Raw genomic sequence first — 15,315 nt, forward strand, 5'->3', positions numbered from 1 at the left:
CCTTTGTCTTAAAATAATAACCATACGCATTCTCTGACTGTCTTTCGAGCTCAACATTGACATTCAAGAAAACCTGAGTCTGACCAAAAGGCTCACCAAATACGGGGTTTATAAATACCAGCTTTTCCTCTACCTCATAATGATATTCTTTAATTTTGGGCGCCGGCGCCACATCCTGCCAGGTGGACTGGTAGTGCGTTCTGTCCTGAAGGATAAAATTCAATCTGTACCTTTCGTTTTCATCCAATTCAAATTCACCCACGGGCAGATAAGCTCCTACAAGGGAATCCAGGGCCAGGGAAAATTCAAACTCGATATTTCGCCCCGCAGTTTCGGTTTCCACATACATCCGCCTGATCTCGGGCCTGTCGGTATAGCGGTTAAATGAGCCGGACTGAAAGGCAGCAGGGTAGTATACCTTCACATAGGTCATGTTGGGGTCATTGGACACCCAGCCATCCACGGCTATTTTCCTTTCCTGCTCGGGCACATTGATGCGGATTTCGTCTATACAGGAAACCTGTAACAATACAACCAAAAAAATATAGATCTTCCCGTTTCTAAACATTAACTAAAGATGGAGGAATTATGATTAAAAACAAAAAAAACTCCCAGTTTCCCGGGAGCTTTCAATATTCAAGTTTATACGATAATCATTTTTCCACCTGATCCACTTGGCTTACCTTTCGTGGGACAGTAACCCTTTTTCCTGATAGTCGCTGGAATACCTCCAAATACTTATCCGTCACGATTTCCCAATCATACTTTTCGGTAAGCCCATTGCGGGAGGTTTTTCTCAGCTGCTCCATAGCGGCATGGGCTGATTCGGAGTTGGCTATGCATTCGGCCACGGCCAGTGTGTTTTTCTTAATAAACCAGCCATGCTCTCCATCCTGCAGCATCTCTCTATTAAACGGTGTATCTAGGGCCAAAATAGCACAACCAAAACCCAGCGCTTTAAGCATCGCAGGATTGGTGCCTCCATATTCATGGCCGTGTATATAGGCATAACTGTTTTGGTACAGGGCAGCCAGATCCTCAGCATCCCTTACGTATCCGGTAAACAGCAGGCGCTTGTCATCAATGCTTTTTAACTTATCCACATAGTCATCCTGAAAGGGAACATCTCCCACAATGACCAGTTTGCGCTTGGAATTTGATTTAACAAAGCCCTCTATCAGCAGATCGGCATTATTATCAGGCACCAACCTGCCCACAATTAGAAAATACCCTTCCGGATATAAATTCCACTTTTCAATTCTATTGGGGTCGGCCATCAGCGAGGGATTTGCTCCATAGGCAATCACTTCCGATTGGGCGTTGAACATTTCCTTGTACACGCGCTGCATCTCATCGGAATCGTTGATTACTTGGTCATAAAGCTTGGTGGCCAGACGGCTGGCAAATTTGAAATACCTGGAGCCCAAGCCCTTCCATTTGGGTCTGAGCCACTCCAGACCGTCCACATTGATAGCAGTGGGTTTTCTAAAAATCCGTGAAATCATCCCAAAGGGGCCATTTCCACTATTCACTACAAAAATCACATCCACATCGGTAAAACAGGCGTGCACCATGGAGAGAAAAGAATGGGTAAGCTGTGTGAGGCTCTTGGTCTCAATGGCCGGAAGATACTTAAGCTTGATGCCGTTCACCTCTTCTGGTTGCTCATCAAATAAAGCACTATGGCAATATACGGTCACTTCCACCCCACGCTCCTGCAGCCTTTCCCCCAGCTCCTTCACCATGGTATCATAGCCCCCATACACATAAGGATACCCCTTGGCTCCCAATATGGCTACTTTCAACTTATCTTCTCCTGAAGTATTTGGCATATTTCGTGATTTTTTTCGGTCTTCGGTCTCCTGTTTTCCACACTACAAAGTAAAGGCCTCAAATTCAATTATTAACCACCTCACCGATTATTTTCTATAATTCAACCTAGAAAAACCCAATTTCAACGAAAAGCGTTCCAGGTGTCAATTCGTTTAATTAAGGGATGTAGATAATAGAAAAGTGTATTTTCTAGCTGGGGTGAGTCTCAGGTTTACGTTGCTGAAGCACCTGACCCAAATACGATTTTATTTCTTGATCAAACCTCTCTAAACCAAATAATGCTTTGGCCCTGTTTTGTGATTTCCGGCCCATTTCCTTTCTAAGCTCCTTGTCCTCAATCAGCCCAAATAAACATTTGGTTCCGGCTTTGACATCGGAAACTGTAATCAAATATCCATTAATGCCATCCTCTACCATTTCTGCAGCGCCACCCGAGCGTGTTGCCACAACAGGTAGTCCGGCTCCCATGGCCTCTAAAATGACCGTGGGAAAGGAATCCGGCATGATGGAAGGCAGCACAAAGATATCGCTTATGTCTAGAATATCAGCAATATCGGAGCGGAAACCCAAATCGATCACATTATCCTCCATTTCGTGTTTCCGGATAAACTCTTTCATTTCATCCAAAATAAATTCATATCCTGGATAGGGGTCTCCGGCCATTAGAAAAACCACATCCTGCCTAGTTTTGAGAATCTCTTTGGCCATGTCCAAATAAAAAAATTGCCCTTTGCCAGGATTTACCCTGCCCACCATGGTCACCACAATCTGGGAGGCTTTTATACCCAATCCAGCCTTTAAGTCCCATTCTGGTTTGTGAGTATCACGGATGGGAATCCCATTGTGGATAACTTTCACATTTCCCTGTACTCCAAAACTTTTCCAGTGATCAGAAACAGCTTTTGAAACCGCTAAAACATGATCAGAACTTTTCATTTGCCCAGCTAGGAACTTTACTAAAAAGGATGGAGATGGGATAATTTCATGCACATGCCATACATGTGCAATACCTTTATTTCTTGCAAAAAATGCCCCCACCAACACCGCTAAAGTGTTGGTGTAAATCAAGCTAAAGCGGTTTTCCCTATGAAGTTTGTTCAAAAATCTATAGGCTGCAAAAAGCTTTAGTATGCGGTTGGCCAGGCCTAATGGGTTGAAATATTTTCTTCTTAAAACCCCAAGGTTCTGAATCTTCACCTTGACGCCTCGCTTTTCAAGTTCTACAGACAATTGGCCACGGTAGGGAAGCACCACTACTGGGTCTACGCCAATTTTCATGGCTGATTCTATCACAAACAGTAGAATCAATGATGATCCGTAGAGGTCTGCCGAGCCGTGAAGAAAAAGCACAGTTTTACCTTCAGTTGTTTTTTGAACCATTAGAGATCAATTGGTGGAAGGATTCATAAAAATTCTGGCGGGAGAAAACCTTGGTTCTTATTAAGCCTTTTTGTATCAGGTTTTCTCTTAATTGGGGCTCCAAATGCAGTTTTTCCATCTGTTTGGCAAAGTTATCCACATCTCCGATAGGGGAAACCAAGGCAGCTCCCCCGGCCACTTCGGCCAGCGCCGCCTGGTCTGAAATAAGTACAGGAATCTGATTGTGCATGGCTTCAATGACGGGAATCCCAAAACCTTCATTGGAGGATGGAAAAATATAGGCGAAAGCATTTCTGTAAAGGGACTTCACCTTTTTGTCGGGCAGAAAACCGGGTAGGACAACTTTTTCTTCAAGTCTATATTCCCTGATGGCACCCACCACAGCAGGATAATCATCTAGTGCAACACTTAAGCCCCTTTCACCTACCAAAACCAATTTCTTTTCGCCCGGATACTTTTGGTCAAACTTTGCAAAGGCTTTGACCAAAACAGTTAGATCCTTCCTTTTGTCAAAGCTTCCAATATGGAGAAAATACCCCTGAGCCCACACCTCTAATTCTTCCAAAATGCAGTCATCCGCTTGGTCTGGCAGTAATCTAGGGCACTGGTAAATCACCTCAATGGGGTGCTTGATTGGAGTAGCCTGCTCGATGGATGCTTTCGCATATCGGCTGGTAGTCACCACAGTGGTATTTTCCTTCAAACCCCAATAAATAGCCTTGAGGAAGTATTTACGCCAATGTGAATTGTAATTTTGGGGCATTTGCCAGAAAAAGGCATCATGAACGACCACAATATTTGGCTTTGAATTGAGCGCTGGAGCTACAAAATCAAAGCAGATCAATTGATCTGCTTTATGGAATTTCAATTTGAGAGGTAGGACTAACTGCTTGTAATAAAAGTAATAAAGATGGTAAAGCAGCTTTCTCCAATAAGGCACATCGCCTCGGAAAAAGGTTTGAGTTGATTGTTTCTCTGGATCATGTGAAAAAATATACTCGAAATCATCATAGGAATGCTCATTTACCGCCTCCACAAACTCCAGCATATAGGTTTTGATCCCTGTCAGTGCTGTATTAAGGTAAAATAAATCTACATAAACCCGCTTTTTCATGAAAGAGCAAGTTTTGGGTAAGCAATTTTCTGATAGGCCATCACACTGTGGCCGACCATCCACCAGCTGGTCCAGGCTACATAGGCATAAACTTCTGCATTTGCCGTGAATAGGGGAAGCAACATCCCGACTTTGACAGCTGCTGCCACAAAACCGATCCGGGCTACCATCACGTTTTCGCTCTGCCTGAATACTCGCAGCGACACCCTCACGGCATAATAAAGCATCAAAATATAGAGTATCATTCCCAGCCATCCCAACTGCACCCCATAGATGAGAAACTGGTTTTCTCCTCCAACCCTCAATTCTTCATCCACAGCTCCTACATTTCCACTCATACCTAAGCCTATGCCAAGAGGATGGGCTATCATGGAGTCAAGGGCCAACACCCATTCGATCACGTGCCCCACACTGGATGTGCTTTGAAAGGTAAGGGTGTCTACTACGAAATAGTAGAAGTCCTCGGAAGCAAAAAACAGCACATATATTACAAAGGCCACCAAGCCGGCAGCCCCTGTTAAAATTAATTTGTAAAGTTTGAAAACCAGGGCGATGAAAAATATCATCACAAAGAAGGCTAGAAACGCTGCCCTCGAAGCTGCAAATAACAGGCTGGCGAAAGAGGTAAACATCACGATTGTTGGCAGAAGCCAATCTTTTCGGTCAGATGTAAGAAAAAAGATCAATCCAGCAGAGAAACCCAGTAAGATCGAGCTCGCCAATTCAAGAGGGTCGGAGAAAAAGGAAGCCAAGCGCTTGGTAACCGCGGAAGTTTCAAAGGTCCAAGTCAGGCCAAAATGCCCCGAGGCCTCAATATCCTGTATATCCAGCATGTAGCGGGCGTATCCGGTGAGGGATTGCAAATGGGTATCAATGGCCGTTTCAAATACATTGACAAAAAAGGCCGAAATGGCTATGAAGAAAACTATGGTAAAAAACTTTTTGTAATCCTCTTGGGAGAAATTGCAATTCCGCCCAATGAAATACACAATCCCAGGAATCAGCAGGTTTTTAAAATACAGGGCCCTATTGACAAAAGAGGCCTCGCCGAGGGGCAGGAGCATAAAAAGGAAGGAAAGCCCCACAAATGCCAAGAACAACTTGTCCACTATATGCAACCTCCATGGATAATCGTTCAGGTTTTTTTGATAGGCCACAAAGCCAACAAGCCCAAGCAAAACAATAATTTCCTTTTGAAACTGAAAGAAATTGACCGCTAGGGGTGAACCCGTTACCTGGTAAGTCAAGCTTAAAATGGTGGTGTAAAAAGGAAGAAACAGCATCAAGAAGAAAATAGCGTATTCGTATTTTCCTTTGAAGATCATCTGCTTCAAGGTAAACTGCATCAATACAGCCCAGGCAATGATTATGATAAATAATGCAATCAAGGTTTTAAGGGAACGGGGCTATTGGGGTCCAACTTGTAACCATCGAGCAATCCTCTCCACACCGACTTAAATTTCTCCTTCCGGTTTCTCAACAGGAAATAGCCCATGTAGGCAAACATCTTGGCAGTTTGAAACGGAAAGGCAGAATATCGGCTAAACAAGTCTTGATGCTGCCGCATGAGGAAGATCTGATTTCGCACATTCAGGTAATGGGCTGCAGGGGATAGGAAACCCTCTTTTTGCTTGGTTTTGGACTTGGTAGATCCACTGGCTATATGATAAATTTTGCTTTCAGTCACCACACCAAGATCATAGCCGGCTTTCCTGATCCGGAAAGAATAATCCACATCCTCAAAGTAAGCGAAGTAGGAGGGAGTAAGCGCACCGATTTTCTCCAACACTTCACCCCGGATCATCAAGGCACAGCCGGTGAGCCATTGGGTTTTGAAGACTCCCGATCCAATTGAGGAGGATGATATGGTAGAGGCTATAGTGGTAATAAAATCCCCTCCAGATTTCCATACCTTTTCCCGGTCGGGATGGTTAAATATTAAAGGCTGAACAGCACCCAACCGGCTGTCTGCTTCCATGGCCAAAACTAGTTTTTCCAAAAAGTCCGGCTCCAAAAAAGTATCGTTATTCAAAAGGAGCACATAATCATAGCCTTGGGCCTTGGCATAATCCAAGGCTATATTATTGCCCCCGGTAAAGCCCAAGTTATCCACATTTTGAAAATAAACAGCCTTAGGATACTCCTTTCGCAGCTTTTCTCCCGACCCATCGGTGGAACCGTTATCTACCAATAAGATATCCACATTGGAATAATGCTGCTGTTGCAGCTGCTCCATACATTGCCTGGAATAATCATAGGTGTTCCAATTGACAAGAATTATGGCAACTTTGGGGGAAATCATCTAACCCTCTGAAATAAATAAATATTTCCCAAATGTCCTCCATGATCCGTCGGAAAAGTATGGACCTTATCAGCATATTTAGAAAATAATACACGAAGTTTTTCCTCCTTATAATAATTCATCTGCATAACTGGTTCTCTTTGAAACTTACCGTGCTTAATTAAATTGGTCAATTTGTTATAGAACCCAGAATGGACTTTCATAGAGAATTTTAAATAAGTCCAAAACTGAATATTATGTCCAAATGGAATTTGCAATTGAACATATCCTCCAATTTTAGCCTTTTGACATAGCTGATCTATTAAATCAAAACCTATCTGCTTTTCTATGTGCTGAATTACAATGTAGCTATTAACCAAATCGAACTGCCCAATTTCGGGAATTTGAAGCCCAGAATAAGCTATGAAGTTTATATTGTCGAGTTTTTGTTTTTGGGATAATATTTTAGCTTGATTCACCATCCCTTCAGAAATATCCAAACCAATCACTTCCTTAGAGGTCCTTTTGGCAAAAGGCACGGCTAATCTTCCCACACCACAGCCAAAATCCAAAATATCCAATTCAGACAAGGAAGCATCAAAACATGTAGATATGCGTTCGATTGTTTCATCAACATATTCCACTCCCGAAGAATAAAATTCTTCTAAAGCTTTTTCTGTTAGATTTTGGACTTTAAATTTTTCACTTGATAAAACCCCGAAAAAAGGATCCGAATCACCATATGTATTCCAATCCTGAAAAGATTTAAACTTCATCAAAATGAGGGCATTAAGGATTTGTAAAACTTCTTGACCATACTGCGATTTGCCTCAAACAATAAAATGAGACTGACTACAAATGCTATCGTTTCAGTACTTAGCAATGCTATGCACAGTCCAATTGCACCATATAAATGGGTTAAAAAAATTGAAGAGCAAAGCATATATATACACACTAAATAGCTTGACTTGAAGAAGAGTTTCTTTTGGTCTGTTATCAACATAAATAGGCTGTTTACAATATTAAAACAGGCAAGTAATGGAACAAATGCCAATAATTCAAGGTATGCAACTGCATTGGGCAGCTCACTTTTGGATAGAATCTTAATGATAAAAGGAGCATTTAATGAAAAAACTATTGATAAAACAAGCCCTCCAACTAAAGCTAAAAAATAAATTTTCCTTACAAAGATTATAACCTTGTCCTCTCCTTGTTGCATCAGTCTCGATGCATTCGGATAAATAGCTTGTATAACTAATGCTGGAAAAATCCTTAAGACCATCGTCACTCTTTCCGCCAAACTGAAATTTCCTAAAATCTCAGCAGAGGCAAAAAAAGATAGGACAATTAACCCTCCATTTATAGCTATATGGGAGACAAAATTTGAAAGAAACAACAAAAGATTGTTTCTTATGGATTTATATATCTGACGGAAATCCGGCTTGTAAAATCTGATCTGCATCTGAAAGTGGATATACAGGAGCAAGAGGATATTGATCGAGAAGGCCGAGATACCCAGCAGAAAATTTACCCATTTGGCTTGGACCGGATTGTGGATAAACAATACGATGCCCATCAAATAAAGTAGCTTGCTGAAGACGTTGGAGATGGAAATCAGCTTCATTTTCTCCATGCCTTGGAAAAACCATAGGGGCAAGGTCGCCTCGGAGAAAAGCAGCATCACCGAAAACGCCAAGATCACCTGGTACTCTTTGAAGAGGCCAAAACCGAAGATGCTGATCAACAGCACCACGGTGGCAAGGGTGGCTAAGAAAACTTTGCTGAAAATGATGTTGCTGACAGAGTGGGAGAGGGCCAGCTTGTTTTTTTGGTTGATCGCCACTTCCCTAGGGCCGCTGAGGTTATAGCCAAACCCCACCCAAATATTCGCTAAAATAATTACCGAAAGGGCCAGGTTGACCAAACCAAATTGATCCACGCCAATGGAGGTGATCAATAGGGGCATGGAAATGAGGGAAATCAGAACATTGGAGGACTGTATGACAGCCAGAAAAATAAAGTTCTGAAAAGATTTGTGCTTTATCCAATGGATAAAGGGCAATGAGGAAAGCTTTTCTATCATCGGACCTTTACGCTGCCTGCCTTATATTAGCCCTGTAAAGGGTAGAAAGGTAAACATAGAAAATGCCTAGCACCAGCATGATCATACCACCAAATACTATCCCCTTGGATAACTTGATCCGGTTTTCCTCCAATGGAAACCTGGGAGAATCGATGATCTGGATCAAGGGAGAATTGTTGCGATGGTTGACTTTGGCAATTTCCAGGTTTTTGACAATCTCACCATATACCGTGGTAGAAGCCTGCACATCTACTTGGCGCTTTTTGGTTTCCACCATGGCCCGCTGCACGAGCGGGTTCGGATTGGGCACATTATCAGTAGCAGAGGCAAAATCCGTAAGGCTTTTGTCCAAAATCCTTCTCACCGAATCCGCCTGGGACTGCAAAATAGCCAGGTTCTCGGCCGTTTTCTTGGTCTTGGTCTCGTGGTAGAAGTTATTCACATTATCCACCAGCTGCTCATTGAAATACTTCGCAAACACCTGGTCTTTAGAATTGATGGTCACATTGATAATGCTAAGCTTTCTGTCAGGCTTTTGCACCGATAGGTTGTCCCTGCGGATATCCTTCATGATTTCCTTGACCACACTATCCTGTTTAACCGTAAATTGATCTCTCGGAAGGCTGAAGTTCATGGTGGATAAGTCTACTTTTCTTTTCCACTTCTTCTCCAGCTTATTGAAAGCAATATACCTGTCAATAAGCCTCGTGGTACTATCGCCGGCCATGGGGCTAAGCAGGGTTTTGCTGAGCATATTGTCAGAGCGGTACAGCTCCATGATGTTATCACCGGAAAACAGCCCGTTTCCCCCACCCAGTGAACCCAGGTTGATTCCCACGAGGGAAGCAATGCCAGACATGCCTCCACCCATTCCCGACATATCGGCCTCCTCCAGTACAAAAGAGGTTTCTGCTGTATAAACCGGCTTTTTCAGAAAGGATGCCGCCGCCCCCAATAGCATTCCGACCACCAGAAATATGGCCAGTATTTTCCACTTGGAGCGGAAGGTTTTCCCCCATCCGCGCATTCTCAGCACGAGTTCGCGGAAGGTGATTTTATCGTCTTTTATATGTTGGTACTCTGCCATCGCTTATTCTCCTCCTCCAAAGTTGATTTGGCTCAGCAACAAGGCTAATGTTGCCAAACCTGTCGTAACACTGATAATCTCTCCCGGTCGGAAAGGAATTCTTGGCCCTTTGGTGGGCACAATTACCTCGGCGCCCGGTTCCACACTTGGATAGAACCTCAAGCCAAGAAAACTCTTGGTCCTGGCCACCTCTCCATTTGCATACACTACATAAGTCCTTCTTCTCTTGGCCCTGTTGTCAAAGCCGCCCGCCCTGTTGATAAAGTAACTCATGGATCGGTTATCTTCATACTTCACCGTGGTCGGATAGATCACATCTCCCCGCAGGCGAACCGTCTGCAAGCGCTTGGGTATGCTGATGATGTCTCCCTCTTCCAAAATCAGATCATGTCTGGAACCCGGGTTGGCCAATATTTTCTCCAAATCAATGGCAATGGCCTCGGTCTCCCTGATCTTCAGCGGGGCAATTTCTGCCTTACGCTCCGTGATCCCACTCAATACATCTACTTTCGACTTCACCACCAGATCCTCCTCAAGTTCTGTGGTGAATTCCTGGTAATTCTTGATGTCTTCCCCGATACGGGTCAATAATCTTCTCTGGGACTCGGTCAAATCATCGCTTTCGGATGAAATTCTCGCCAATAGGTTTTCGTAATTCTTTTGCTTCCTGACCCTTTCCGACTCCGTTTCGTAAAACTCTGTCCTACGTATCAAGGTTGCCCCTTTGGGATAGGCAAACTCCGTCAGCCCGCCGGCCCTGCGGATCACGTCTGAGATTTTTTCCTCCGCATTCTTCACTGCAAATTCACCTGGAGCCGCTACCTGTCCTTCGATTCTGATCACTTTCTCCAGCACGAAGTTGGGCTTTCTTCTGATGATCACATGATCAAATGGTTGAAGCACTACCGGCGAGGCAGATGGGCTGAGGTCTCTATTGACACTGGTAGCGATGATGTCGGAAATATCCCGTGCATTGTCCTGGGCGGCCCGTCTGGCAATTTCCACATCTGATAAGGAGGCGGCTTCTTTTACCCCTCCGGCAAATATCAGCAAATCCTCCACGGTCATGTTTTTGGAGAAAGGAAAAATACCCGGATTTCTCACCTCCCCGGTAATCTTCACATAAAATTCTTCTGTAAGGTCATAGATGGAGGCCACCCTCACTATGTCTTCCCGCTGAAGTGTCAAATCATTTTGACCAGCCATTACCTCCGAGAGATTGACCTGCAGCACTTCTGTGGATAAATCTTCATGCGTCCGCAAAACTGTAGCCCTTTCCAAAAAAGCCTCTCCACGCAGACCTTCGGCCCTTTTGATCAAGTCCGAAAGCTTCATGCCATCCGAGATGGCATAATTGCCCTCACGGAATACCGCCCCTTTGATCTGAACCCTGTTGGTGAATCTATCCAGCAGTTGGCCTGCATAATACCTGTCTCCCCCTTTGACGGTAAACATTTCGAATTGCTCTCTATAAATGTCGGAAACGGTTTTTTCTTTCGGTGTATTTCTGACCACACTCACCCTATCGGTAAAGGCATCATCCGTAAATCCACCTGCGTAACGCATGACTGATTGAAGATTTTCACCCTCCTTCACTTCAAAAATACCGGGTCTTTTGACCTCTCCAGCTACCTGCACCCGAGCTTCAAAGGGCTCCACCATGATGACATCCTGATCCTGCAGTTGGGAATTAAGGTCTGCCGTTCCCCTCATCAAAAAGTCGTAAATATCAATTCGGGCAATCTCCCTGTTATTTCTTATCAATTTTACGTTTCTCATAGAGCCCCTCTCATTTGGGCCTCCAGCAGCATACAGGGCATTGAAAACCGTACTGAATGCGCTCAAAGTAAAGGTGCCAGGCAATCTCAATTCCCCCACCATATGTACTTTGATGGTGCGCACATCCCCTAGAGATACTTGCACAAAAGTAGTTGGATTGCTGCCTCCCATGCCAGGGTAATAAGTCTGAAGCCTGCCTTTTATCCTACGGGTAGCCTCCTCTATAGATAGGCCGGAAACGCTTACAGGCCCAACATTATCCAGCATAAGGTTACCTTCAGGGGTCACATTGGCTTCGTAGTTTTGCTCTGATTCCCCATAAATATCAATGAAAAGTTTATCCCCAGGGCCTAGAATATAGTTTTTTGGCGTAGCCAAGTTGAGGTTCGGCTCAAAAGTCAGGTTTCTTTCCTTATTGTAAAAAAGATCCATTCCAAAGATGGGTAGGTCGGCTTGGTCCCGCACTACCTGCCCTTGCTGGTTAAGTAGGCCTTGGCTGATCTTTTCAAGGTCCACCTGCTTGCGGGGCTCTCTTCTCGCCGTCCTGGTGGTGGTGCGGGTGGAGCTGTCACCGATCAGGTCCAGTTGCTCCATTCTCAAGCGGAGCTTTTCCACCTCAGCTTTCGGAAGGCCCCTGGATTCTGCCATCTGGAGAAGCTCTTGGTCGGATAATCCGGCCGCTTTTCCTCTTGCTATCAGTTCCCTTACTTCATTATCGGAAAGGTCATCAACCCGCACCGTCGCTATATCAGGCATGGCTTGGGCAAAAGACTCTGGAATTTGAATAATCAGGCTAGCCACTAGAGCCAGCAAAAAGATAAAACGTATTTTCACTTTATGATTTGAACAGATGTTGGACTGAGTAAAATTTGATATTTGATACAGCTTCGCCACCTCAATCCCAACAAGGCATTGAGCAGCGAAATCCCGGCTTTGGGCAGGGTATGCCAAAAATCACCGTAAAGATAATTATTCCATTCTATTGGGAGAGGTTCTTTGGGATTTATTCCACATTTGCAGGCTATTCCGTGCAGTTTTGACAGATGTCGATTTGGCTCCTGTCCCGCAAAAGCTGTTTTCTAAACGAATTATATAGGGGTTTATTCCAAATGGAGGACATTTTTTCGGTCTTTAGACTGCCCATCACATACTTAGCATCCTTATCAAAGCAGCAGGGCACAATATTTCCGTCCCAAGTCATAACCGCCCCCTGCCACATCCGCCAGCATTTGTTTTCCATTTTGTTTTTGAGCTGCCAGGTACCGCCACCTGTGGGTACATATCGGGAATAGTTGAGGTTATTGACCGGAATCAAGGGAGAACCGTTTTCATAATCGTAGATCTGGGTGGTCTTCAGTTGGAGCTCATCAACCTGGAGCTGTGCCGCAAGTTTTTTGATATCCGGTAGCTGGTGTTCATTCACTCCTGTGACCAAAAACTGAAGGATAACCTGCGGAAAAGCGCTTCCTGCTTTGTTTCGGTATGCGATAAGGTTTTGAATTCCCTCCGTGACTTTGGCGAGTTTTCCCCCTATCCTATAATTCTGATAAATTTCCTGCGAGGTTCCATCTACCGATACAATGAGTTGCTTCAGTCCAAACTCCACCGTGTTTTGGATATTTTTGGGCGTAAGGTAATGTGCGTTGGTGGAAGTGGCGGTAAAGATTTTATGGCTGTCGGCATACTTTACCAAATCAAGAAAATTAGGATGCAGGTAGGGTTCCCCTTGAAAGTAAAGGTGTAAATAGGAGAGATGCCCTTTCATTTGGTCAATGGCCGATTTGAAAAGCTCCTCATCCAACATCCCCGTAGCCCTGGAAAAGCTCCTCAATCCACTCGGGCATTCCGGACAGCGGAGGTTGCAGGAGGTAGTGGGTTCAATGGAAAGGCTGGTGGGCAGACCCATGATTTTGGGTTTGCCTAGTCTCCTGGATAATTGAAACGAACTAACAAGCAACAGGTAATTGTAGACCTTACCCCAAGTGAGGTAGCCCAAAAATGCCCGTCCAATCCAAATTTTGGAATTCATCTGCTAAAGATAGGAAGTTAGGATGAGCAGGAGTAAGATTCAGGGGAAATTTATGGGTACTAAGTACGAAGAACCAGGTACAAATTACACCGCAGTACAAAGGGTTTTCTTAAGCCCTTTTGACGCTGGCCTGTCTTTTGGCGTTTTCACTCGCGTTCCTGCTTCTAATGCTCTCGGTAAGCGTACAGATTTAGATGGGTATGGATCTAGAAAAAATATACTTGACTACCTAAGGCCTAATTCTTTCAGTTTAGGAATATATTTGATAATGTGATCAGGACAGGTTTCAAGCTTAGCAAGCTTACCATTTGCCAGTGAAAGGCAATACTGGGGCTCTTTTTTATATCTTGAGGAATCAAATAGGTGTAAATTATCAAAAAAACTAAGGTTAATATTCAGGTTACTATAACCATCATAAAACCTTTGTTCTATTTCCTTCTCTGGAACAAAATGGCCCCCATTTTCTACTCTTATAGCGACTCTTCTTTTCGCCTCCGCACTTGAATTTAGGCAAAAGTAAACCATATTAATTTCATAACCCTTCTGCTTAAACCTAGCTGGCCAGTATAATGAGGTGGAGTTAAAGTTGGTTTCGTAGCAGAATGGACTTTTATTTGACCAAGCATTCTGTTTTGGCGCTCCAGCTCAGCAAAAGCCTTATTGTGAGCCATGGTATCTTGAAACTCAGTAGGAACTAATGAATTGTATATGCCTAAAAAATGCTGATCGTAATCGAATGGAACAACTCCCTCTGGAGTAAATGCATTAGAATATGATGACTTTCCAGATCCATTACATCCTGCAACAATTAAAAGTTGGGGTTTATCCATTATTGAACTGAGGGGAAGGAGGCGGGCTTTTTGTAGTCAATCCCTTGGCAACTTTTTCTTCGTATATCTGGATTTCTTTTTTAATTCTTGGCATTTCAGCTTTAAGCTTTGATTTATAAATCTGAATCTGTCTATGAATATTTTTTACTTTCGCTTCCATAACCTAAAGATAGTAAAATTTCTTCAAACGTAATACCATTCTAATTGACTATTAATTAGACCTTTAGTCCCAAACCTAGTAAAACCCCAATCTACAACCTTTAGGAAAGAAACTGCTATCTTTGCATAGCACAGGGCTAAGTGCTCAGCGCTCAAAATTCACCTCCACACTATCCACCGGCGGGATCAATATTTGATCGATTCCGTGGATTACCCCATTGCTTGCTTCCACATCCGGGGTCAGTATAGAGGCGGAGTCGTTGATGGTGATATTTGTGCCGCTGGACTGGAATGTCAGCGCTTTGTTTGGGAGTAGGGATTCAATCGCCGCATTGGGGATTTGAGCTGAAAGCAGCTCGCCACTCAATAGGTGGTACAACAACAGGTCCCTTACACCCGGCCGGGCGAGAAACATTTCCATATCCTCCCCATGAGCACTAAGGTAACTGTTAAAGGCATCATTGCTAGGGGCAAAAAGAGTAAACGGCCCATCAGACATCAGGTCATCGGCCAGATCTGCGGCAATCAAGGCCTCCTCTAGCAAGCTGAAATTGGCGTTTTCCTGTAGGATCTGAATAATAGTGCGTTCTTCCAGCACCTCATCTATATCCTGATGACAGGACATCAGGCCTAGTATTGCCAGGCACATTAATAAAGCTATTGATCTCATAGTTGGTTTATTTTATAGTATTATAAATGGAATTCTGAATTCTGAATTAATAATTAGAAATTAAAAAAGA

General features: G+C 43.8%; 14 protein-coding genes. All 14 read right to left on the reverse strand.

Going from position 1 to position 15,315, the window contains the following annotated elements; translation table 11 throughout:
- Positions 1-538, reverse strand: a 538-nt coding sequence (locus tag KIH41_RS14115) for a DUF4249 family protein (protein ID WP_214162800.1), incomplete at its 3' end; no start/stop codon positions are given.
- A gap of 115 nt (positions 539-653) precedes the next feature.
- Positions 654-1,832: a DUF1972 domain-containing protein gene (locus tag KIH41_RS14120; protein ID WP_214162801.1), complete on the reverse strand. Its 1,179-nt coding sequence runs from the start codon at positions 1,830-1,832 to the stop codon at positions 654-656.
- Between the two features lie 190 nt (positions 1,833-2,022).
- The gene (locus tag KIH41_RS14125; RefSeq protein WP_214162802.1) at positions 2,023-3,213 is read right to left on the reverse strand and encodes a glycosyltransferase family 4 protein; all 1,191 of its coding nucleotides are present in this window, start codon (positions 3,211-3,213) and stop codon (positions 2,023-2,025) included.
- Positions 3,194-4,327, reverse strand: a complete 1,134-nt coding sequence (locus KIH41_RS14130) for a glycosyltransferase family 4 protein (RefSeq protein WP_214162803.1) — start codon at positions 4,325-4,327, stop codon at positions 3,194-3,196. The genes KIH41_RS14125 and KIH41_RS14130 overlap by 20 nt, the downstream gene beginning before the upstream one ends.
- The gene (locus KIH41_RS14135; RefSeq protein ID WP_246539145.1) at positions 4,324-5,715 is read right to left on the reverse strand and encodes an O-antigen ligase family protein; all 1,392 of its coding nucleotides are present in this window, start codon (positions 5,713-5,715) and stop codon (positions 4,324-4,326) included. The genes KIH41_RS14130 and KIH41_RS14135 overlap by 4 nt, the downstream gene beginning before the upstream one ends.
- The gene (locus KIH41_RS14140; protein WP_214162804.1) at positions 5,712-6,629 is read right to left on the reverse strand and encodes a glycosyltransferase family 2 protein; all 918 of its coding nucleotides are present in this window, start codon (positions 6,627-6,629) and stop codon (positions 5,712-5,714) included. The genes KIH41_RS14135 and KIH41_RS14140 overlap by 4 nt, the downstream gene beginning before the upstream one ends.
- On the reverse strand, positions 6,626-7,384 hold the full coding sequence (locus tag KIH41_RS14145; RefSeq protein WP_246539149.1) for a methyltransferase domain-containing protein: 759 nt from the start codon (positions 7,382-7,384) through the stop codon (positions 6,626-6,628). The genes KIH41_RS14140 and KIH41_RS14145 overlap by 4 nt, the downstream gene beginning before the upstream one ends.
- Positions 7,384-8,691, reverse strand: coding sequence for an oligosaccharide flippase family protein (locus KIH41_RS14150; protein WP_214162806.1), 1,308 nt, complete (start codon positions 8,689-8,691; stop codon positions 7,384-7,386). The genes KIH41_RS14145 and KIH41_RS14150 overlap by 1 nt, the downstream gene beginning before the upstream one ends.
- A 7-nt stretch (positions 8,692-8,698) precedes the next feature.
- On the reverse strand, positions 8,699-9,778 hold the full coding sequence (locus KIH41_RS14155) for a GumC domain-containing protein (RefSeq protein WP_213944338.1): 1,080 nt from the start codon (positions 9,776-9,778) through the stop codon (positions 8,699-8,701).
- 3 nt (positions 9,779-9,781) lie between these two features.
- Positions 9,782-12,391, reverse strand: a complete 2,610-nt coding sequence (locus tag KIH41_RS14160; RefSeq protein WP_317194956.1) for an SLBB domain-containing protein — start codon at positions 12,389-12,391, stop codon at positions 9,782-9,784.
- 187 nt (positions 12,392-12,578) lie between these two features.
- Positions 12,579-13,586: a radical SAM/SPASM domain-containing protein gene (locus KIH41_RS14165; protein WP_214162807.1), complete on the reverse strand. Its 1,008-nt coding sequence runs from the start codon at positions 13,584-13,586 to the stop codon at positions 12,579-12,581.
- A 506-nt stretch (positions 13,587-14,092) separates the two neighbouring features.
- Positions 14,093-14,416 (reverse strand): hypothetical protein, encoded by a 324-nt coding sequence (locus tag KIH41_RS14170; RefSeq protein WP_214162808.1) that lies wholly within the window; start codon positions 14,414-14,416, stop codon positions 14,093-14,095.
- Positions 14,409-14,576 (reverse strand): hypothetical protein, encoded by a 168-nt coding sequence (locus KIH41_RS14175; protein WP_213944334.1) that lies wholly within the window; start codon positions 14,574-14,576, stop codon positions 14,409-14,411. Before KIH41_RS14175 ends, KIH41_RS14170 begins: the two co-directional genes overlap by 8 nt.
- Before the next feature lie 144 nt (positions 14,577-14,720).
- Positions 14,721-15,245: a fasciclin domain-containing protein gene (locus tag KIH41_RS14180; protein WP_214162809.1), complete on the reverse strand. Its 525-nt coding sequence runs from the start codon at positions 15,243-15,245 to the stop codon at positions 14,721-14,723.
- Between the last annotated feature and the right edge of the window lie 70 nt (positions 15,246-15,315).

Origin of the sequence: Litoribacter ruber (assembly GCF_018500185.1) — a bacterium.
In the GTDB taxonomy this organism is placed as follows: Bacteria; Bacteroidota; Bacteroidia; order Cytophagales; family Cyclobacteriaceae; genus Litoribacter; species Litoribacter ruber.